The sequence below is a fragment of the Streptococcus mitis genome (assembly GCF_019929545.1).
GTDB lineage: Bacteria > Bacillota > Bacilli > Lactobacillales > Streptococcaceae > Streptococcus > Streptococcus mitis_BU.
The window spans coordinates 35,207-54,466 of sequence record NZ_JAHZPT010000002.1; the positions used below are offsets into that span (position 1 = coordinate 35,207).

Consider the following 19,260-nt stretch of genomic DNA (forward strand, 5'->3'; position numbering starts at 1 on the left):
CTTCTATTTTAGATTTTCAGGAATCGGCGCATTGAAATTCCTGATCCGATTGAACCGATAAAAATTCCAATCACAAATAATAAGGCAATCATCAGTGGACTGAATACTTCTGGTGATATCATTGAAAGGTTCTGACCAACCAATGACTTATTAACCGATTGGTAAACCATTTTATAGACAATAAATACCAGAACTGATGGAAGTGTTGCTCCAAGCAAACCAATGAAGGCACCTTCAAGCAAGAAAGGTCCACGGATATAGCCATTCTTAGCACCTACTAAACGCATGATTTGAATTTCACGGCTTCGTGAAATGATGGTGATACGTATAGTATTAGAAATCAAGAACACCGCAATGAAAATCAATAATCCAGCGATAACTAGTCCCCAGACACGAATAAATGAGGCTAACTTAAACAAGCGTTCTGTATTAGCACCACCATCTTGAACTTCTGATACACCTTCGATTTTTTTAGCTTCTTCTGCTACTGTCTTTACATCACTGGGTGTATTTGTATCAACGATATATGCATCATAAAGAGGATTGGCATCGCCTTCAAAGATTTTCCAGTTGTCCCCCATTGTTTCTGTCAACTTTTCATATTGTTCTTCTTTACTTGAAAACGTAACACTTTTAACGGTTGACATACCTTTCAAAGCATCATATACCTTATGGTAGTCGTTATTTGTAACAGTTTGACCTTCTTTTTCAATCGTCTCACTATTATCAGCTACGTCCTTACGAATGTATACCATTACTCGGACATTATTTTCGATATCTGTAGCTAGTTTAGCCGTATTAAAGATAACAGATGCAAATATTGCAACCAAGGTCAAAGTAATCATAACTGAACTAACAGCAGCTACTGTCATCCAGCCATTTCGTTTCAAACTTTTTAACGATTCAAATAAATGACGAAAAAATCTACTAATCATCGTATCCATATTCTCCTTTAGCTTCGTCACGAACGACACGGCCATTTTCAATGGCAATGACACGGTGGCGCAAGGTATTTACAATCTGACTGTTGTGGGTAGCCATCAAGACAGTTGTACCTTGGAGATTGATGCGTTCCAGCAAGTTCATAATTTCCCATGAATTATCTGGGTCCAAGTTTCCTGTTGGTTCGTCCGCAATCAATACTTTTGGATTGTTTACAATGGCACGTGCAATTGCAATCCGTTGCTGTTCTCCCCCTGAAAGTTCATTTGGGAAAGAACGAACCTTATGCTTCAATCCAACCAAGTCTAAGACTTCCATAACACGTTTTTTGATATTACGGCGACTTTCTCCAATTACCTCCATTGCATAAGCAATATTTTCATAAACGGTTTTCTTTGGTAACAGTTTATAATCTTGGAAGACAACCCCAACACTACGACGTAGGAGAGGAACATCTTTCTTTTTAATTTTAACCAGATTAAAACCAGCAACAGATAAGCTTCCTTTTTCGATTTTTACTTCGCGATACAAAGAACGAATAAAGGTTGATTTCCCAGCTCCTGAAGGTCCTACGATGTAAACAAATTCCCCTGGTTGAACGCTTACCGAAACACCACGTAGGGCAGTCGTTCCGTTGTCGTATTTTTTGACGACATCTCTCATTTCAATAATTGACATGTGAGTTCCTTTCTATCTTAGCTGATTCTCCACTTGAGATAGGCATCAATAAAACCATCTAGGTCTCCATCCATAACCTTATCTACTTGTGCAACTTCAAAGTTAGTTCGATGGTCTTTTACCATAGTATATGGCGTGAAAACATAAGAACGAATTTGACTTCCCCATGTGATTTCCTTTTTCTCACCCTTGAGGGAATCGACTTCCGCAGCTTTCTTCTCCTGCTCCATTTGATAGAGCTTAGCCTGCAACATCTTCATGGCACGATCTCTATTTCCATACTGGGTACGATCTACCGTTGACTGAACAACAGTTCCCGTAGGAATGTGTGTCAAACGTACTCCAGTTGAAACCTTATTGACGTTTTGTCCACCAGCACCACCTGAACGGAAGGTATCCATCTTGATATCATCTTCACGGATTTCCACTTCAATGGTATCATCCAATTCTGGCATTACTTCCACCGATGTGAAAGAGGTATGGCGACGTTTGGCAGAGTCAAATGGCGAGATTCGCACCAAACGGTGTACACCCATTTCTGACTTGAGAAGACCATAGGCATTGGGCCCTTCAAATGATAGGGTTACTGACTTGATACCAGCTTCATCTCCTGCTTGGTAATCCAATACTTCCACTTTAAAGCCTTTAGCATTTCCATAGCGAGTGTACATACGAAGCAACATATCACCCCAGTCCTGAGCCTCAGTACCACCGGATCCTGGATGGATTTCCAAGATGGCATTATTATGGTCATAAGGTTCTGACAAGAGCAAGGTCATCTCGTAACTGGTCATCATCTTATCAAGTTCGGATAACTGCGTTACCAATTCTTCATGAACCGACTCATCTTCAGCTAAAAAGTCTAATAAAATTTCGACTTCATCCTGCAACTCTTCCATTTTGTGGAAGGTGTTATAGGTGTTTTTTAATTCATTTAATTCTTGCGACGTTTTTTGGGCCGCGATATTATCGTTCCAAAAATCAGGTTCTGTCATCTTGTTTTCCAAGATGGCAATCTCTTCCTCTAGACCCTCGAGGTCAAAGAGACCCCCTGAAAGAAGCTAATTTTTCACGATTTGCGTCAATTTTCTGACGAATTTCTGAAATGTCCATAAATACTCCTTTTTTATATCGTTTTATTATACCATAATCTATCATTTCTTTCCATCTTTTGCTCTACTCCCTTATTACACGTAAAAAGAAGCCTTTCGGCTTCCCTTCTTACAAAATTTTTGCTGAAGTACGAGTAATCTCTTCTACTTGAATATTCTCTGATTCAAATTTTTCTTTCAAAGCTGGTAAATCAATTGATCCATCGATTTGAACTTCGATAATCACCTTACCATCTTTACGCGGAATATTGACTGTATGCGAGATATTCAAATTTTCTTCTACAATCAAAGAAACAATCTTTCCAAGAACGCCAACTTCGTTTTCTGTAACAAAGCGTACACGAATCCCTTCTTCGCCATAACCAGCAATTTCAAGAAAGGCTTGGAAAACGTCACGGTCCGTAATAACCCCATAGACTTGATGATTATCTACGACAGGAAGAATACCAATCTTGTTTTTCAACATCAAATAAGTTGCATCCTCTAGACTCGCATAGCCTGAAACAGTGACAACATCGCGAATCATCACATCTTTTACTTTTGTCTTATTTAGAAGATAATTCATCTCATAGATAGAAAGACTGGTTGCTTTTGATGGACTAGCTTGGGCAATGGTTCCTTCAGTTACCAAACCAACTAATTGATCATTTTCGATAACAGGCAAGCGGTGCAACCCTTGCTCTCTCATCAAATCTGCTGCATGAGATACTGTTGTATCTGGACTAATATATACTACCTTGCGGGTCATAAAATCTTTAACTGCCATGAGACTTCTCCTTTTCTATTCTCATCCCTATTATACAATCTTTTTGTAAATCAATCAAACGCTTACATTTCTTTTTCAAAATTCAGAAAAGTATGAATAAGCTAGCAAAAAGAGCTCTGAAATCGAGCTCTGTGAATGAAGATAGGAAACGTTTCATTCGATTTTTTCAATTATTAGAAATTCATCTTTCAGTGTAGATGTAGATTTGTTTGCAATCTAAATATGTCAACTAAAATAATCTACTGGAAATGATGATTACTTCGTAATTTTCATCTGCCGACTAAAACAATCCACTGGATTGTTTTAGCCACCTAGATATGCTTTTCTGACTTCTTCTGATGAGGCGAGTTCTTTTCCTGTTCCTGATAGAACGATTTTTCCTGTTTCCAGTACGTATCCTCGGTCAGAGATTGCAAGTGCTTTATTGGCATTTTGTTCAATCAAGAGGACGGTTGTTCCTTGTTTCTGGATGTCTTGAATGATATCAAAAATTTCTTGGATAAAGATTGGGGCAAGTCCCATTGATGGTTCATCTAAAAGAAGAAGTTTTGGTGTTGACATAAGAGCGCGTCCCATGGCAAGCATTTGTTGTTCCCCCCCTGAAAGAGTAGCTGCATCTTGGTTCTTGCGTTCTTCAAGACGTGGGAAGCGTGAGAAAACTTTCTTCAAGTTAGCTTGATTTTCTTCACGATTTTTCTTTAAGAAAGCTCCCATTTCTAGATTTTCCATAACAGTCAAGCCAGGGAAGACGTGGCGTCCTTCTGGAACTTGTGAAAGACCACCTGCCACGATTTTTTGAGCTGGCATTTTTTGGATTTCTTGACCTAAAAATTCAATCTTTCCTGAACTCGGTCTAACCAAACCAGACAAGGTACGGAGAATGGTTGTCTTACCTGCACCATTGGCACCGATAAGGGAAACGACTTCTCCTTCATTCACTTCAAAGCTTACATCACGGACTGCTTGGATCATACCGTAATGCACAGAAAGATTATCAACTTTTAACATAGACATTAGGCTTCACCTCCTAGATAAGCTTCGATAACGCGTTTATTGGTCTTAATTTCGTCTGGAGTTCCCTGAGCAATCAAACGACCATATTCAAGTACGTAGATACGTTCTGTTACTTCCATGACCAGATTCATATCGTGTTCAATCAGCATGATCGTAATCTTAAATTCATCTTTGATACGACGAATTAACTCAGTCAATTCTGCTGTTTCCTGTGGATTCATACCTGCTGCTGGTTCATCTAAAAAGAGAATTTTAGGTTCCGTAGCAAGGGCACGAACAATTTCCAAACGACGTTGTTGTCCGTAGGCAAGATTTTTAGCAAGAGTTTCTGCATCACCATCTAAATCAAAGATTTTAAGCAATTCCAAAGCTTTAGCTTTTAATTCTTTTTCACTCTTGTAAAAAGCTGGTAAGCGCAAAAAACTAGCAAAAACATGTTGTTTGTGATGATTGCCAAAAGCAATCAAAACATTGTCCAAAACTGTTAAATCTTTAAAGAGACGGATATTTTGGAATGTACGTCCAAGTCCCAAAGAAGCAATCTTATATGGTGACTTTCCATTCAAAAGATGACCATCTAGTGTTACTGTTCCCTCGCTTGGTTCATAAACACCCGTCAAGAGGTTGAAAAGGGTTGTTTTCCCAGCTCCATTTGGACCGATTAGTCCAACCAGTTCCCCTTCGTTCAATTCAAGAGTCACATCTCCAACAGCTGTTAGACCGCCAAAATGTTTGGTTAACTGTTTTACTTCAAGTAATGCCATTAGTTTTGTTCCTCCTTCTTAGATTTTTTAAAGAAACGTGATAGGCTCAATTCCCATGTTCCAAGGAGTCCACCTGGTCTGAAAATCATTACCAATACCAAGGCCAAAGCGTAAATAATCATACGCACGCTAGCAACATCTTGGAGAAGCATATTCAAAATTCCAAGAACAATAGCTGAAACGATGGCACCTGTAATGGAACCAAGTCCACCAAATACAACAATAATCAATACGTTGATTGAGTTAATGAATGTGTAATCTTTCGGTACAACAGACCCGATAAATCCTGCCTGAAGTGACCCTGCAATACTTGCAGTAATAGCACCAAAGACAAAGGCGATGATTTTAATTTTAGTCGTATTAACCCCAACTGACTCAGCAGCGATTTCATCCTCACGAACGGATAGGGTTGAACGACCAATTGGACTACGCAAGAAGTTCAAGGTTGCAATGGTTGTAATCACGACAAAGAAGTAAACCATTTGCCAAGTTGTAAAGTTTGGAATTCCCAAGATACCTGCCGCACCGTTTGTAAGGCTTCCACCATTGATGATAAAGATACGGATAATTTCAGAAACCCCAAGAGTCGCTACCGCAAGATAATCCCCCTTCAAGCGTAAGGTTGGAATTCCGACAAGCAAGGCAACTGCTCCTGAAAGTAAAGCCCCTACAAGCATGGCTCCAAAGAAGGCACCGTAGGTTGGTGATTTAGAACCAATAATAGCAGCGGCATAGGCACCAATCGCCATGAAACCAGCATGCCCAAGTGAAAATTGTCCTGAAAAACCAACGATTAAGTTGAGACCAACAGCCAGAATAATATTAATTCCAATTTGTTGTAAAATCTGTACATAGAATAGGTTTAGTACTCCAACTGAAACCAATACACTAATCAAGCCATAGCCAGCTAACAGAAGGAGTAACCATAGAATATTAACTTTTAAATTTTCTTTCATCGTTTACACCTTCTCTTTCACATTTTTACCAAGAATACCTGCTGGGCGGACAATCAAGATCAACAACAGGATTCCATAAACAATGGCATCACGGAAGTCTGACATTCCAAAGGCTGTCGCAAAGGTTTCCAATAGACCAATCACAAAGCCACCAAGAGCCGCACCAGGAATAATTCCGATACCACCAAGTACTGCGGCAACGAAAGACTTAAGACCTGGAGTAACCCCCATCAAAGGCTCAAGAGAGTTATAATAAAGGGCAATCAGAACACCAGCCGCACCCGCAAGAGCTGACCCCAAAGCGAAGGTAAAGCTGATAGTACGGTTTACATTGATCCCCATCAATTGCGCTGCATCGCTATCTACGGATACTGCACGCATGGCTTTCCCCATCTTAGTCTTTTGGACAATGACTTGTAACAAAATCATCAAAATCAAGGAAATGGCCAAAATCATTAACTGCACGTTTGTTAGGCTAACTGGTCCCAAATCATAGCGAACTGTTTGAATCGCTTGAGGGAAGGCACGGGTATTAGCACCAACCAGATAGACCATCCCATACTCCAATAGGAAAGAAACCCCAATAGCTGTAATCAAAACAGCAATACGAGTAGAGTGACGCAAAGGTCGGTAAGCAAGGAACTCAATCACGACACCAAGAATGGCTGTCGCTAACATAGCTACAATAAGCGCTACAAAGAAATTCATTTGGAAAGAATTAATCAAGAAATAACCGATAAAGGCTCCCATCATATAAATATCACCGTGGGCGAAGTTGATGAGCTTGATAATTCCGTAAACCATGGTATATCCTAGGGCTAACAGCGCATAAACACTACCTAGAATCAAACCATTTACTAGTTGTTGGAGCATAAGATTCACTCTTTCTATTTATAATTTTGAGGGTTTCCCCTCACTTTTTGATAGGTTCTTAAACACCGAAACAGGGAGTGAGTCAGAGGCTCATTCCCTATTTCAACATTTTTCTATTATGGTTTTACAACTTCTGCTGCTTCAACCTTACCATTGTTCATGGTCATCATGTAAGCAGTTTTGACTGTGTTGTGGTCTGCATCGAAGCTTGTTTGACCAGTTACACCTTCAAAATCTTTTGTTTTAGCAAGGTTATCCTTGATTTCACCTGAGTTTTTAGCACCTTTTGCTGCGTTTGCTACAAGGTGAACTGAGTCATAAGCCAAGGCTGCAAATGTTGAAGGCTCTTCGTTGTACTTAGCACGGTAAGCATCAAGGAAAGCTTTTGCTTTAGCTGAAACTTCTACAGTAGTTGAGAAGCCTGAGATAAAGTAGATGTTTGATGCTTTTTCAGCAGTTGCTTGTTGTACAAACTCTTCACCGTTGAATCCATCACCACCAACGATTGGTTTATCAATTCCCATACCACGCGCTTGGTTTACAATTTTACCAGCTTCAGTGTAGTAACCAGGGACGATGATAGCATCAAAGTCTTTCCCTTTCATTTTTGTAAGGGCTGCTTGAAAGTCTGTGTCACCTGCTACGAAAGTTTCATCTGCAACGATTTCACCTTTGTAAGCTTCACGGAAGGCTTTAGCAATACCTTTAGCATAGTCGCTGGCATTGTCAGTGTAAAGAACAACTTTCTTAGCGTTTAATTTTTCAGTAACATAGTTTGAGATAATTTTTCCTTGGAAGCTATCTTGGAATGTTCCGATAAAGAGGTAATCTTGACCTTTAGTCAATCCATCTTGAGTCGCACTTGGCGAAATCAATGGAACACCTGCTTTTGTAGCGTTCGCTACCGCAGCTGCAGTTGCACCAGATGTCGCAGGTCCTACGATTGCTGATACCTTAGATTGGGTTACTAGGTTAGTTGTTACTGAAGCCGCCTCAGCAGTTTCAGATTTATTATCTTTATCAACTACTTCGATTTGTTTTCCGTCGATACCACCTGCTGCATTGATTTCATCAACAGCAAGTTGGGCACCTTTTTGTTCAGATGTACCGTAAGCTGCTACGGCACCAGTTTCTTCAAAGTTAAATCCGATTTTGATTGTCTTTTCATCTACTGAGTTACCAGCAGCGTTTGACGCTCCAGACTTCACTTCTCCACAGGCTGCAAGAAGTGCTACACTTGCAAGCGCCACAAACGATAGGGCAAATTTTTTCTTCATCTTTTTTTGTCTCCTTATTTCTTAAATAGCATGTTAAGAATATACCGAATTATCAGAAAATTGTCAACACTTTTCTTGAACTTTTTCGATGATAACGTTTTCCTCTCGATGAAGATTGCCCACAAAAGGTGTTTCCAGCTCTTGGATATGACAAACCCTGACTTTTTTTATAAACTTTTCCTTGCCCAAGCGCCCGACCAATTGCTCCATTTCTTGAGTTGGAACATAGAGTTGTAAGTAACGATGTTTCTTGGAATGATAGGTAATATCTCCATAATCCTGCAATTTTTTGGCATCACGATTATAGTAAAGATAGATAATCAAGCCAGATCGTTTGACTTTTTCAAACATGATAAATCCTCTTTCTAAGAAATCTCTCCCTATTATACCAAAAAAAGCAAACCCAGTCGAGTTTGCCTTCTTTCATCATTAATTCAATGAATTGTTGGCCATGATTTCATCAATAAAGCCATATTCAAGTGTTTCTTGGGCACTCATCCAGTTATCGCGTTCTGCATCTGCGTGAACTTTTTCGATTGACTGACCTGAATTTTCAGCCAAGATTTTTTCCAAGGTATTACGAGTTTTAAGCAAGTGTTCTGCAGCGATCGCCATATCGGTTTGCTGAGTACCTCCACCTGTACCACCCATTGGTTGGTGGATCATATACTCTGCATTTGGAAGCATGAAACGTTTGCCTTTTGCTCCACTTGATGCAATGACCGTCCCCATAGATGCTGCCATTCCCATAACAATGGTTTGGACATCTGCCTTGATAAAGTTCATGGTATCAACGATTGCCAAACCAGCTGAAACGGAACCACCAGGTGTATTTACATAAAGGTAAATATCCTTTGTACTATCTTGGGCATCCAAGAAAAGCAACTGGGCAATAACAGAGTTGGCCATATTGTCTTCAACTGGGCCTGTCAGCATAATGATGCGGTCTTTAAGAAGACGTGAGTAAATATCGTAGGAACGTTCTCCACGGCTTGTTTGTTCAATAACTACAGGAATCATTTATTTCTCCTTTTGAGTTTTAATTTTATTGGTCAAATGACTGAAGATAAGACTATTATAATATCTTGGTCAAAAAAGGTCAAATTTTTGCTCTGTTTTCATTAGACAGAAACAAAAATTCAACCTCCTTTCGTGACTGGAAATCCTTTTCCAAGTCAATCTCTTTTTTATTTTATTTTGTACCGAACAAGCGGTCCCCAGCATCTCCAAGACCTGGAACGATATAACCGTGTTCGTTCAAGCGTTCATCCAAGGCTGCTGTAAAGATTTCTACATCTGGATGAGCTTCTTGAAGGGCTTTAACACCTTCTGGAGCAGATACAAGGCAGACAAATTTGATATTTGATGCGCCACGTTTTTTAAGAGAATCAACTGCCAAGATTGCTGATCCACCTGTTGCCAACATTGGGTCTACCACAAAAATTTGACGTTGGTCAATATCTTCAGGCAATTTCACCAAGTACTCAACTGGTTGAAGTGTTTCTTCATCACGGTACATACCGATGTGACCAACCTTAGCAGCTGGAACCAAGCTCAAAAGTCCATCAACCATCCCGATACCTGCACGCAAGATTGGAACGATAGCCAATTTCTTACCTGCCAATTGTTTTTGAACTGTTTTTGTGATTGGTGTTTCGATTTCTACATCTTCTAGTGGAAGATCACGAAGTACTTCATACCCCATCAACATTGCAATCTCATCTACTAGCTCACGAAAAGCTTTTGTAGAAGTATCTGTACGACGCAAGATTGACAATTTGTGTTGAATCAGTGGATGATTAATAACTTCAATTTTTCCCATTTTTGGAATTCCTTCTTTCAATTTATTCTTCTTATTATACCAAAAAACGGTTTAAAAATCTTTCTAAACCATTTATTTTTGATAATTTTTACATTAGATCTGCCTCTTTAAGAGCTGCTTGTACTGTCTCAAGTGGTAAATGGGTTAATTCTGTTCCCTTTTCTTGATAAAGGTATTGGGCATAGTCGTCCATTCGGTACTGGTTGATATAAACCACGCGCTTACAACCAACCTGAAGCAATTGTTTTGTACAGTTTAGACATGGAAAGTGGGTCACATAGGCTGTAAAGCCTTTGGGAACCCCACGTTCTGCACCTTGGAGAATGGCATTAACCTCTGCGTGAAGAGTGCGAACACAGTGACCTTCAATGACCAGACATTCGTGATCAATACAATGCTCAGTCCCTGACACCGAACCATTATAACCAGTGGAAATAACTTTATTATCCTTTACCAAAATTGCGCCCACTTTGGCACGTTTACAAGTGGAACGATTGGCAATTAGTAAGGCTTGGGCTGCAAAATACTCATCCCATGCTAGTCTTTTTTCAGTCATATCTCTTCTCCTTTTTCTCTATTTTTTAAAAAATGGTAACCGTAAATCCGCAATCTTTTCAGCTGGTACCTTCATGCCATCCTTGATCCATTTTAAAAGGACTGAGACGATGGCTGAACTCCAGAAGGAATGAAGATAAGAGCTGACACCTTTTGATTTTCCATGGTATTTTTCTAGAAATTCCTGCATGGCTTGGACAAAGATTTTTTCCAAATGGTAATCTAAGGCCAATTGAATCACTCTGGCTTCCTTTCTTGCCTCGCGGAAAAGGTGAACCCAGACCAGATAAAGGTCTGTCTTTAAATCATAATGGTGCAGCTGTTCCATGATGTTGTGGACGCTCCGTTTAAAGACGCTCTCTAAAATTTCCTCTTTGGAATCATAATTGCGGTAAAAGGCCGCACGCGAAACGCCTGCACGTTTGACCAATTCAGAAATACTAATCTTGGTCAAGTCCTTTTTTTCCAAGAGTTGTAAGAGGGCTGTTTCAATAGCTTCTCTAGTTAATAAATTGGATTCTTGGTTTGATTTTCTGAGATTTTCAAGAGATTTTTCAGAGATTCTACGTTCAGACATAACATTTTCTTTCTACTTGTCACAACAGACGGATGAGGCTTTTGTTTCAAGGGCTTTCATGATATAATTGTAAAAAAAGACAGAACCTTTGTCAATGTATAACTGACAAAGATGGAGAATTTCTATGACTTGGAAGATTATTGCTGACTCTGGTTGTGATTATCGTCAGCTGGCAAGACCAGCTATTGACACGACCTTTGTAAGTGTCCCCTTAACCATTCAAGTAGCTGATCAGGTCTTTGTTGATGATGCCAGTCTTGACATTGACCAAATGATGGAAACCATGTATGCAACTGCAGAAGCTTCAAAATCAGCTTGTCCAAGCCCAGATGATTATTTGCGAGCATTTGAAGGAGCCAAAAACATTTTCCTAGTAACCATCACTGGTACTCTTTCTGGAAGCCACAATAGTGCTCAACTAGCAAAAAATATTTATCTGGAAGAACATCCTGACACTAAGGTTCATGTAATTGATAGTTTGTCTGCTGGCGGTGAAGTTGACTTGCTTGTAGAAAAATTAAATGATTTGATTGACCAGGGCTTATCTTTTGAAGAAGTGGTTGAAGCTATCACTGCCTATCAAGAAAAAACCAAGTTGCTCTTTGTCCTAGCCAAAGTCGATAACTTGGTGAAGAACGGCCGTTTGAGCAAACTTATCGGTACGGTCGTTGGCCTTCTAAATATCCGTATGGTCGGAGAAGCTAGTGAAACTGGAACCCTTGAATTGCTACAAAAAGCAAGAGGACCAAAGAAATCGATTCAGGCAGCATATGAAGAGTTAGTGAAAGCAGGATATGCTGGTGGTCGTATTGTCATGGCTCAACGCAATAACGAGAAATGTTGCCAACAGCTTTCAGACCGAATCCATGAAAATTTCCCACAGGCGGATATTAAAATTCTCCCAACATCTGGTCTCTGCAGTTTCTATGCAGAAGATGGTGGTTTGCTAATGGGATATGAAATTGATTAATTGCATTCTTGACAAGAGATGACTTCATCTCTTGTTTTTTTGTGGTACAATAGAGCTATGAAACATTTTGATACTATTGTCATCGGTGGAGGACCTGCTGGCATGATGGCTACAATTTCCAGTAGCTTTTATGGACAGAAAACCCTCCTCATCGAAAAAAATCGGAAACTTGGAAAAAAATTAGCTGGGACTGGTGGGGGACGTTGCAATGTCACCAACAACGGAACTCTAGATGACCTACTAGCTGGAATCCCTGGAAATGGGCGCTTTTTATACAGTGTCTTCTCCCAGTTTGATAACCACGATATCATCAACTTTTTTACGGAAAATGGAGTCAAACTTAAGGTCGAGGATCACGGACGCGTCTTTCCTGCCAGCGACAAATCTCGGACCATTATCGAAGCCTTGGATAAAAAAATCGCTGAGCTAGGCGGACAAGTTCTCACTCAAACAGAAATTGTTTCGGTTAAAAAGATAGATGACCAATTTGTCCTTAAGTCCGCAGACCAAAGCTTCACTTGTGAGAAACTCATTGTCACAACTGGTGGAAAATCCTATCCTTCCACTGGTTCGACTGGTTTCGGACATGAGATTGCCCGTCATTTTAAACACACCATTACCGAACTTGAGGCAGCTGAAAGTCCCTTGTTGACAGATTTTCCACACAAAGCACTTCAGGGGATTTCACTAGACGATGTGACGTTAAGCTATGGAAAACATGTCATCACGCACGATCTGCTTTTTACCCACTTTGGTTTGTCAGGCCCTGCTGCCCTGCGTATGTCTAGTTTTGTCAAGGGTGGGGAGGTTCTTTCACTGGATGTTTTGCCTCAACTTTCTGAGAAGGACTTGGCTTCATTCCTAGAAGAAAATCGTGAAAAATCTCTAAAAAATGCCTTAAAAACCTTACTTCCAGAACGCTTGGCCGAATTTTTTATACAAGGATTTCCTGAAAAAGTTAAACAGCTGACTGAAAAAGAACGCGAGCAACTTCTCCAGTCTATCAAGGGACTTAAAATTCCTGTAATTGGTAAAATGTCTCTTGCTAAGTCATTTGTTACCAAGGGTGGCGTCAGTCTCAAGGAAATCAATCCTAAAACTCTAGAAAGTAAGCTGGTACCTGGCCTCCACTTTGCGGGCGAGGTACTGGATATCAATGCCCACACGGGTGGGTTTAACATCACTTCTGCCCTCTGTACTGGTTGGGTGGCGGGATCAAACCCAATCTAAATCTGAATTATTTAATGGCTAAATCAGCCCCAAAAGAAAGGAAGTCCTTTGGAACATATTATCTTGTTAAGGGGAGTTACTCCTAATGGAAAAAATGCTATCCCTAAAATGTCTTATCTAGTAGATATCTTAACAGAAGCCGGTTTTCAACAAGTTCGAACCTATATTCAAAGTGGGAATATCATTCTTGAAAGTGACTTAGATTTAGAAAAAATACGAGAACGTGTTCATACTCTAATAAATGAAAATATTGGTGCTGACTTAAAAATGGTAATCAAGAACAAAAGTGATTTTAAAAAAATTGTCCAAGAAAACCCTTTTGGAGAACACTATCTTTATGACCGTATACACGTGATTTTTTATCAAGAATCTATTCAAAGCCTCCCTTTAGACAAATTGAAAATTGATTACGGTGAAGAAGAAATTTGTATCGGTAACCATTGTCTTTACCTCTATCTCCCTAGAACTGCAAAACGAAAAAAGCTCAGTACCAACTATCTTGAAAAGCTTTTTAATGTAGATTTGACCATGCGAAAACTAAATGTAGTAGAAAAATTATTAAGCAAGTAGTGCTTGAATTTAGTAAAAATCGGAAGAATACTCCTCCGATTTTATTTTGTCTGAGTTTGGACATAATGAGCAATCACATCTGATGTGTATTGGGCAGTGCCAGTTCCAAATTTATCAATATTTTCCTTAAACTCTGGATTGTAGACGTAGCCTTTACCGATATAACCAAATACCTCAATAGAGCAGTCAAATCCATAAGTACGGATGGCTTGCAAGAGTTTAGCGGCTTCTTCTTGATTTTCGGTTGCTGTTACAGGTAGACCAGCTTGAAGATTTTGTACCAAAGCTTGAAAAACTTGGTTGAAGGCAGCTGTAGCCTCGTCTTCGTGACCTTTCTGGCGCTCCAGCGCTTGGTCCATGACTTCTTGTCCATATTTCTCTACCGCCTCTTGGTGGTATTTTTGATGGTCTTGGTAGTTAAATCCAGCAAATTTCTCTTGAATGCTCATTTCTCTTTCTCCTTTTTGTTCTTGAATGGTTTTTTGCAAGGTTGAAATCAAGGTATCCAGATGTTCCCTTTCTCGAGTCAAATAGTCCAACTGCCTGGTCAAATGGGGCAATAAATCTTTCTTTTCTTCCTTTAATAGCTCTGCTATTTTTTCTAAAGAAAAGCCAAGATATTTATAATACAGAACAACCTGAAGGCATTCCAAATCCTCTTGACTGTAAGTTCGATAGCCGTTGTCCGACTTTAAAGGAACCAAAAGTCCTATCTTATCGTAGTGGTGTAGGGTCTTGACAGAGACGCCCGAAAGCTGCGCAGCTTCTTTTATATGGTACATGATTTCCTCCTTACAATGATAGTATAACCCCTTCCCTTAGGTCAGAGTCAAGTGTTTTTGTGAATTTTTTAAACTTTTTGAGAAAGGTGTAAAAGCTTGAAAATGGTTTTCTTGACAGACCTTAGAAAACATGATAGGATAGTCAAGTCTATCAATCAAAAGAAACGCTCATTTTGAGTACTTATGAGGCTATTTGCCAAGGGCAGTAGCTTTTTCTTTTGTAACACTAATTTTAGGAGTTTAACTATGTCTGAAAAATCGCAATGGGGTTCTAAACTGGGCTTTATCCTAGCATCTGCTGGCTCAGCCATCGGACTTGGAGCTGTTTGGAAATTTCCCTATATGACTGCTGCTAACGGTGGAGGAGGCTTTTTACTGGTCTTTCTCGTTTCCACTATTTTAATCGGTTTCCCTCTTTTGCTAGCTGAATTTGCCCTCGGCCGAAGCGCTGGTGTCTCAGCAATCAAAACCTTTGGAAAACTGGGCAAGAATAGTAAGTACAACTTTATCGGTTGGATTGGTGCCTTTGCCCTTTTTATCCTTTTATCGTTTTACAGTGTTATTGGGGGCTGGATTTTAGTCTATCTAGGCATTGAGTTTGGAAAATTATTCCAACTTGCTGGGACGAGTGATTATGCCCAGCTATTTACTTCCATCATTTCAAACCCAGCCATTGCCCTAGGCGCACAAGCTGCCTTTATCTTATTGAACATCTTTATTGTATCACGTGGTGTTCAAAAAGGGATTGAAAGAGCATCTAAGGTTATGATGCCCCTGCTCTTTATCATCTTTGTCGTCATCATCGGTCGTTCTCTCAGTTTGCCAAATGCCATGGAAGGGGTTCTTTACTTCCTCAAACCAGACTTTTCAAAATTGACCAGTGCTGGTCTCCTCTATGCTCTGGGACAATCTTTCTTTGCCCTCTCACTAGGGGTTACAGCCATGCTGACCTATGCTTCTTACTTGGACAAGAAAACCAATCTGGTCCAGTCAGGGATTTCCATCGTTGCCATGAATATCTCAGTATCCATCATGGCAGGACTCGCCATTTTCCCAGCCATGTCAGCCTTCAATATCCAGTCTGAAGGGGGACCAAGCTTGCTCTTTATCGTCTTACCTCAACTCTTTGATAAGATGCCTTTTGGAACTATTTTCTACATTCTTTTCCTCCTGCTCTTCCTCTTTGCGACAGTCACTTCTTCTGTCGTGATGTTGGAAATCAATGTGGGCAATATCACCAACCAGGACAACAGTAAACGTGCTAAATGGAGTGCTATTTTAGGAATCTTGACCTTTATCTTTGGAATTCCTTCAGCCCTTTCTTACGGTGTTATGGCGGATGTTCACATCTTTGGTAAGACCTTCTTTGATGCTATGGATTTCTTGGTTTCCAATCTCCTTATGCCATTTGGAGCTCTCTGCCTTTCACTCTTTACTGGCTACATCTTTAAGAAGACACTTGCTATGGAGGAACTGCATCTCGATGAAAAAGCATGGAAACAGGGACTGTTCCAAGTCTGGCTCTTCCTTCTTCGTTTCATCATTCCAATCATCATCATCGTGGTCTTTATCGCCCAATTTATGTAATTAAAAAGGACTTGAGTAGTGAACTCAGGCCCTTTCTTTTTTATGGATGACTAACAATCAATTCCAAACCTTGTCCTTCTAATGTCCAAGCTTCAACATCACTTGGTAGGATAAAGTGGCTGCCTTTTTGGATTTGATAGTTTTTTCCGTCAACAGTCAGTTGACCTTGACCAGCTAAGACACTGAATAAGCTGTAATCAGCTGTCTTCTCAAAATCAACTTTTCCAGTGATTTCCCACTTGTAAACTGCAAAAAAATCATCGGATACAAGGAGAGTGGAACGTAAATCATCTGCTTTGACAGTTACAGGACGGCTATTGGCAGGCTCGCCAATGTTCAAAACATCGATAGATTTTTCAAGATGAAGTTCACGCAAGTTACCATTATCATCCTTACGGTCAAAGTCATAGACACGGTAAGTGGTATCGCTAGACTGCTGGGTTTCAAGAATCAAGATACCTGCCCCGATAGCATGCATGGTTCCGCTTGGTACATAGAAGAAATCACCAGCCTTGACAGGAACTTTTGTTAATAGACCATCCCAGTCTTTATCTTCGATTTGCTGACGGAGTTCTTCTTTTGACTTGGCATTGTGACCGTAGATAATCTCTGACCCTTCATCTGCTGCAATGATGTACCAGCACTCTGTTTTTCCAAGTTCGCCTTCATGCTCGAGTCCATAAGCATCGTCTGGGTGAACTTGGACGCTGAGCCAGTCGTTGGCATCCAGGATTTTGGTCAAAAGTGGAAATACAGGTTCTGGACGATTGCCAAACAATTCACGGTGTTCCGCATACAAAGTTGCTAGGTCTGTTCCCTCAAAACGACCATTGGCCACCTTTGAAACGCCATTTGGATGGGCTGAGATGGCCCAGTATTCTCCGATTTTTTCACTTGGGATGTCGTAACCAAACTCATCACGCAGCTTGGTACCACCCCAAATTTTTTCTTGCATCACAGATTGTAAAAATAATGGTTCTGACATATCAATCTCCTGTCTGATTTTTCTTCCCTCATTATAGCAAAAAAAGAGTTCCAGTTGAACTCTTTTTCATATCTTATAAAGTAGAGAGAAGATTTTATAAAAATAGTAAACAAATGTGCTCTACTCAATGCTTGCACCATTGCTGGCAATAACATCCTTATACCAGTAGAAGAACTTCTTCTTGCTGCGTTTGAGAATCCCATTTCCTGCATTATCTCGATCTACATAGATAAAGCCATAGCGCTTGTTCATTTCGCCTGTTCCAGCTGAAACCAGATCGATACAACCCCAAGTCGTATAACCAAGCAAGTCAACGCCATCTTGGTAAATGGCATCTCGCATAGCCTTAATGTGGGCCTCTAAGTAAGCAATCCGATAGTCATCTGCCACATAACCATTCTCATCAGGAGTGTCTATAGCGCCGAGTCCATTTTCTACGATGAACATAGGTTTTTAACAAAAACCTCAGAGTTAGATAGTAATTATAGATTTCGAGTTCATGTTATATTTTTCATTCATTTTTTAAATACTCTTCATAAAATTTTTTCAGTTCATGTTCATTCGATAACTCATTCAATAATTGCTGTTTAAAGCTATCTTGACTATTCAATGTCCTATTCAACTCTGTTCTTATCAAGGATGAAATTTTATATGAACCATGTTGAGTATATGATATAAATGCTAATTGAATTAGAGTCCTCCACACAGTAATTAATAGCAAACAATCTGCTCCTGGTTTTTCAATTAATTGATAGAGACAACTCACTATGAAATTAGCCTCCTCATCAAATCTAGGTAAACCTTGAACCAAATCACAATAATAAATCAAATAGTCCTCAAATTCCTTTGAAAAATATGTCAAAAAATGATTTACAATTTGTGGCGACGATAAAACTTTTTTAAATTCAATTTCAAATTCTCTATCTTCAGCCTTTTGTATAGTTGGGCGAATAATATTATTGAATAAATTATCAAATAATTCTGGACTAACATCTATATGTCCGGTTAAATAACTTATTACTGTATCAATCGTTGCTTCACGACTGTGAAGCATCTCAGTTTCAAAGAATATATTTTTCAATTCTTTGACAGAAGAATATCTCATTTCAGTTCTATCTTCAGTTGCTTTCTTCACAACTTGATGAATTTCTAGTGGACAGTTAATTTGTAATTTTTTTATAGTAAATTCAAGAATTTTTCCTAGACTATATATATCGACTTTAACATCCGTATTTGGACGCCCGTTACGTAACTCCGGCGCTGAGTAATAATCCGTTCCCATTCCCACGCCAACCTGAGTTAAATCCGACCCTTTAGTCGACGATTTCCCAAGCCCAAAATCAGCAACAACAACTTCCAACGGGTCTACATTAATCAAGATATTTTCTGGTTTTAAATCTCTATGTATAATACCTTGTTCATGTAAGTATATTAGTGCATCAAAAATATTCTCAAGTATCTGTAACGGAAATCCATCTAAATCTTTAACGAGGGTAATATATTGCTCATAATTATACGAGTATAGCTTCATAGTGTAGGAATATTTTTGTCTCTCATCATCTATTCTTTTATCTATAATTTTAATTATATTTGGATGATTAACCTGTTCTATAAAATCAATTTCCCTCTTGAATCTTTCAATATCTTCTTTTCTAGATTTCACTAACATCTTTGTTGCTATATCGTCTGAAATTTGATAAACCTCACAAAAGCCACCCGTGTCAATTAGCTTTCTCGTTTCAATTTCTGGAATAATTTCAATGCGCTCAAAAATTTTATTCTTTTCTCGTAACATGGTAA

At 39.4% G+C, this 19,260-nt stretch carries 21 protein-coding genes and 1 pseudogene; 4 read left to right on the forward strand and 18 right to left on the reverse strand.

Going from position 1 to position 19,260, the window contains the following annotated elements; genetic code table 11:
- Positions 1-8 precede the first annotated feature (8 nt).
- From ftsX to K1I71_RS01025, 14 genes are all read right to left on the reverse strand, one after another.
- Positions 9-935, reverse strand: a complete 927-nt coding sequence (gene ftsX, locus K1I71_RS00960) for a permease-like cell division protein FtsX (RefSeq protein ID WP_000625545.1) — start codon at positions 933-935, stop codon at positions 9-11.
- Positions 928-1,620, reverse strand: a complete 693-nt coding sequence (gene ftsE, locus K1I71_RS00965) for a cell division ATP-binding protein FtsE (RefSeq protein ID WP_000022269.1) — start codon at positions 1,618-1,620, stop codon at positions 928-930. The genes ftsX and ftsE overlap by 8 nt, the downstream gene beginning before the upstream one ends.
- Before the next feature lie 17 nt (positions 1,621-1,637).
- Positions 1,638-2,733 (reverse strand): peptide chain release factor 2 gene (gene prfB / locus K1I71_RS00970; protein ID WP_140224011.1). Its coding sequence is split into 2 segments (ribosomal slippage): positions 1,638-2,660 and positions 2,662-2,733, totalling 1,095 coding nucleotides; the frame shifts between segments, so codons are not numbered across the junction.
- Between the two features lie 108 nt (positions 2,734-2,841).
- A complete protein-coding gene (locus tag K1I71_RS00975) occupies positions 2,842-3,498 on the reverse strand; it encodes a CBS domain-containing protein (protein ID WP_140224010.1) in 657 nt (218 codons plus the stop codon).
- Positions 3,499-3,801: 303 nt separating this feature from the next.
- Positions 3,802-4,512 (reverse strand): ABC transporter ATP-binding protein, encoded by a 711-nt coding sequence (locus K1I71_RS00980; protein ID WP_000062200.1) that lies wholly within the window; start codon positions 4,510-4,512, stop codon positions 3,802-3,804.
- Complete coding sequence (locus K1I71_RS00985) at positions 4,512-5,276, reverse strand: ABC transporter ATP-binding protein (RefSeq protein ID WP_001185997.1); 765 nt, start codon at positions 5,274-5,276, stop codon at positions 4,512-4,514. Before K1I71_RS00985 ends, K1I71_RS00980 begins: the two co-directional genes overlap by 1 nt.
- Positions 5,276-6,232 carry a branched-chain amino acid ABC transporter permease gene (locus tag K1I71_RS00990; RefSeq protein ID WP_000662290.1) on the reverse strand — a complete coding sequence of 319 codons (957 nt, stop codon included), beginning with the start codon at positions 6,230-6,232 and terminating at the stop codon, positions 5,276-5,278. The genes K1I71_RS00985 and K1I71_RS00990 overlap by 1 nt, the downstream gene beginning before the upstream one ends.
- Positions 6,233-6,235: 3 nt before the next feature.
- A complete protein-coding gene (locus K1I71_RS00995) occupies positions 6,236-7,105 on the reverse strand; it encodes a branched-chain amino acid ABC transporter permease (protein ID WP_000941427.1) in 870 nt (289 codons plus the stop codon).
- A gap of 116 nt (positions 7,106-7,221) precedes the next feature.
- Positions 7,222-8,382 (reverse strand): ABC transporter substrate-binding protein, encoded by a 1,161-nt coding sequence (locus K1I71_RS01000; RefSeq protein ID WP_020903477.1) that lies wholly within the window; start codon positions 8,380-8,382, stop codon positions 7,222-7,224.
- A 63-nt stretch (positions 8,383-8,445) separates the two neighbouring features.
- Positions 8,446-8,733 (reverse strand): YlbG family protein, encoded by a 288-nt coding sequence (locus K1I71_RS01005; RefSeq protein WP_084926910.1) that lies wholly within the window; start codon positions 8,731-8,733, stop codon positions 8,446-8,448.
- A 78-nt stretch (positions 8,734-8,811) separates the two neighbouring features.
- On the reverse strand, positions 8,812-9,402 hold the full coding sequence (gene clpP / locus K1I71_RS01010; RefSeq protein ID WP_000613475.1) for an ATP-dependent Clp protease proteolytic subunit ClpP: 591 nt from the start codon (positions 9,400-9,402) through the stop codon (positions 8,812-8,814).
- Between the two features lie 172 nt (positions 9,403-9,574).
- Entirely contained in the window at positions 9,575-10,204 is a 630-nt protein-coding gene (gene upp, locus K1I71_RS01015; RefSeq protein WP_000515974.1) for a uracil phosphoribosyltransferase, read from the reverse strand.
- An 88-nt stretch (positions 10,205-10,292) separates the two neighbouring features.
- Positions 10,293-10,760, reverse strand: coding sequence for a deoxycytidylate deaminase (locus K1I71_RS01020; protein WP_000136973.1), 468 nt, complete (start codon positions 10,758-10,760; stop codon positions 10,293-10,295).
- A gap of 18 nt (positions 10,761-10,778) precedes the next feature.
- Positions 10,779-11,336: a TetR/AcrR family transcriptional regulator gene (locus K1I71_RS01025; protein WP_000004132.1), complete on the reverse strand. Its 558-nt coding sequence runs from the start codon at positions 11,334-11,336 to the stop codon at positions 10,779-10,781.
- A 124-nt stretch (positions 11,337-11,460) separates the two neighbouring features.
- Here K1I71_RS01025 and K1I71_RS01030 point away from each other — a divergent pair, with 124 nt between their 5' ends.
- From K1I71_RS01030 to K1I71_RS01040, 3 genes are read left to right on the forward strand one after another with little or no spacing between them, the layout of a single operon-like run.
- Entirely contained in the window at positions 11,461-12,306 is an 846-nt protein-coding gene (locus K1I71_RS01030; protein ID WP_223329945.1) for a DegV family protein, read from the forward strand.
- 57 nt (positions 12,307-12,363) lie between these two features.
- Positions 12,364-13,536 carry an aminoacetone oxidase gene (aao, locus tag K1I71_RS01035; protein ID WP_223329946.1) on the forward strand — a complete coding sequence of 391 codons (1,173 nt, stop codon included), beginning with the start codon at positions 12,364-12,366 and terminating at the stop codon, positions 13,534-13,536.
- Between the two features lie 48 nt (positions 13,537-13,584).
- Positions 13,585-14,106, forward strand: coding sequence for a DUF1697 domain-containing protein (locus K1I71_RS01040; RefSeq protein ID WP_042750288.1), 522 nt, complete (start codon positions 13,585-13,587; stop codon positions 14,104-14,106).
- A 41-nt stretch (positions 14,107-14,147) separates the two neighbouring features.
- Here K1I71_RS01040 and K1I71_RS01045 read toward each other — a convergent pair whose 3' ends face one another.
- Entirely contained in the window at positions 14,148-14,888 is a 741-nt protein-coding gene (locus K1I71_RS01045; protein WP_223329947.1) for a MerR family transcriptional regulator, read from the reverse strand.
- A gap of 246 nt (positions 14,889-15,134) precedes the next feature.
- On the opposite strand from K1I71_RS01045, the gene K1I71_RS01050 reads away from it, so the two are divergent.
- Positions 15,135-16,475, forward strand: coding sequence for a sodium-dependent transporter (locus K1I71_RS01050; protein ID WP_223329948.1), 1,341 nt, complete (start codon positions 15,135-15,137; stop codon positions 16,473-16,475).
- Between the two features lie 40 nt (positions 16,476-16,515).
- On the opposite strand, the gene manA is transcribed toward K1I71_RS01050, so the two are convergent.
- The 3 genes and pseudogenes from manA to K1I71_RS01065 form a co-directional block, all read right to left on the reverse strand.
- Positions 16,516-17,460 (reverse strand): mannose-6-phosphate isomerase, class I, encoded by a 945-nt coding sequence (gene manA, locus K1I71_RS01055; protein ID WP_223329949.1) that lies wholly within the window; start codon positions 17,458-17,460, stop codon positions 16,516-16,518.
- A gap of 120 nt (positions 17,461-17,580) precedes the next feature.
- A pseudogene (locus K1I71_RS01060) lies at positions 17,581-17,913 on the reverse strand (family 1 glycosylhydrolase); the annotation flags it as partial.
- A 58-nt stretch (positions 17,914-17,971) separates the two neighbouring features.
- Positions 17,972-19,255: a protein kinase domain-containing protein gene (locus tag K1I71_RS01065; protein ID WP_223329950.1), complete on the reverse strand. Its 1,284-nt coding sequence runs from the start codon at positions 19,253-19,255 to the stop codon at positions 17,972-17,974.
- Between the last annotated feature and the right edge of the window lie 5 nt (positions 19,256-19,260).

Coding starts and splice junctions, on each gene's coding strand:
- K1I71_RS01000 (WP_020903477.1), bottom strand. CDS start 8,382: ATGAAGAAAAAATTTGCCCTATCGTTTGTGGCGCTTGCAAGTGTAGCA.
- K1I71_RS00990 (WP_000662290.1), bottom strand. CDS start 6,232: ATGAAAGAAAATTTAAAAGTTAATATTCTATGGTTACTCCTTCTGTTA.
- ftsX (WP_000625545.1), bottom strand. CDS start 935: ATGATTAGTAGATTTTTTCGTCATTTATTTGAATCGTTAAAAAGTTTG.
- K1I71_RS00975 (WP_140224010.1), bottom strand. CDS start 3,498: ATGGCAGTTAAAGATTTTATGACCCGCAAGGTAGTATATATTAGTCCA.
- upp (WP_000515974.1), bottom strand. CDS start 10,204: ATGGGAAAAATTGAAGTTATTAATCATCCACTGATTCAACACAAATTG.
- K1I71_RS01030 (WP_223329945.1), top strand. CDS start 11,461: ATGACTTGGAAGATTATTGCTGACTCTGGTTGTGATTATCGTCAGCTG.
- K1I71_RS01045 (WP_223329947.1), bottom strand. CDS start 14,888: ATGTACCATATAAAAGAAGCTGCGCAGCTTTCGGGCGTCTCTGTCAAG.
- clpP (WP_000613475.1), bottom strand. CDS start 9,402: ATGATTCCTGTAGTTATTGAACAAACAAGCCGTGGAGAACGTTCCTAC.
- K1I71_RS00985 (WP_001185997.1), bottom strand. CDS start 5,276: ATGGCATTACTTGAAGTAAAACAGTTAACCAAACATTTTGGCGGTCTA.
- K1I71_RS01020 (WP_000136973.1), bottom strand. CDS start 10,760: ATGACTGAAAAAAGACTAGCATGGGATGAGTATTTTGCAGCCCAAGCC.
- K1I71_RS01065 (WP_223329950.1), bottom strand. CDS start 19,255: ATGTTACGAGAAAAGAATAAAATTTTTGAGCGCATTGAAATTATTCCA.
- manA (WP_223329949.1), bottom strand. CDS start 17,460: ATGTCAGAACCATTATTTTTACAATCTGTGATGCAAGAAAAAATTTGG.
- aao (WP_223329946.1), top strand. CDS start 12,364: ATGAAACATTTTGATACTATTGTCATCGGTGGAGGACCTGCTGGCATG.
- K1I71_RS01005 (WP_084926910.1), bottom strand. CDS start 8,733: ATGTTTGAAAAAGTCAAACGATCTGGCTTGATTATCTATCTTTACTAT.
- K1I71_RS00980 (WP_000062200.1), bottom strand. CDS start 4,512: ATGTCTATGTTAAAAGTTGATAATCTTTCTGTGCATTACGGTATGATC.
- K1I71_RS01050 (WP_223329948.1), top strand. CDS start 15,135: ATGTCTGAAAAATCGCAATGGGGTTCTAAACTGGGCTTTATCCTAGCA.
- ftsE (WP_000022269.1), bottom strand. CDS start 1,620: ATGTCAATTATTGAAATGAGAGATGTCGTCAAAAAATACGACAACGGA.
- K1I71_RS00995 (WP_000941427.1), bottom strand. CDS start 7,105: ATGCTCCAACAACTAGTAAATGGTTTGATTCTAGGTAGTGTTTATGCG.
- K1I71_RS01025 (WP_000004132.1), bottom strand. CDS start 11,336: ATGTCTGAACGTAGAATCTCTGAAAAATCTCTTGAAAATCTCAGAAAA.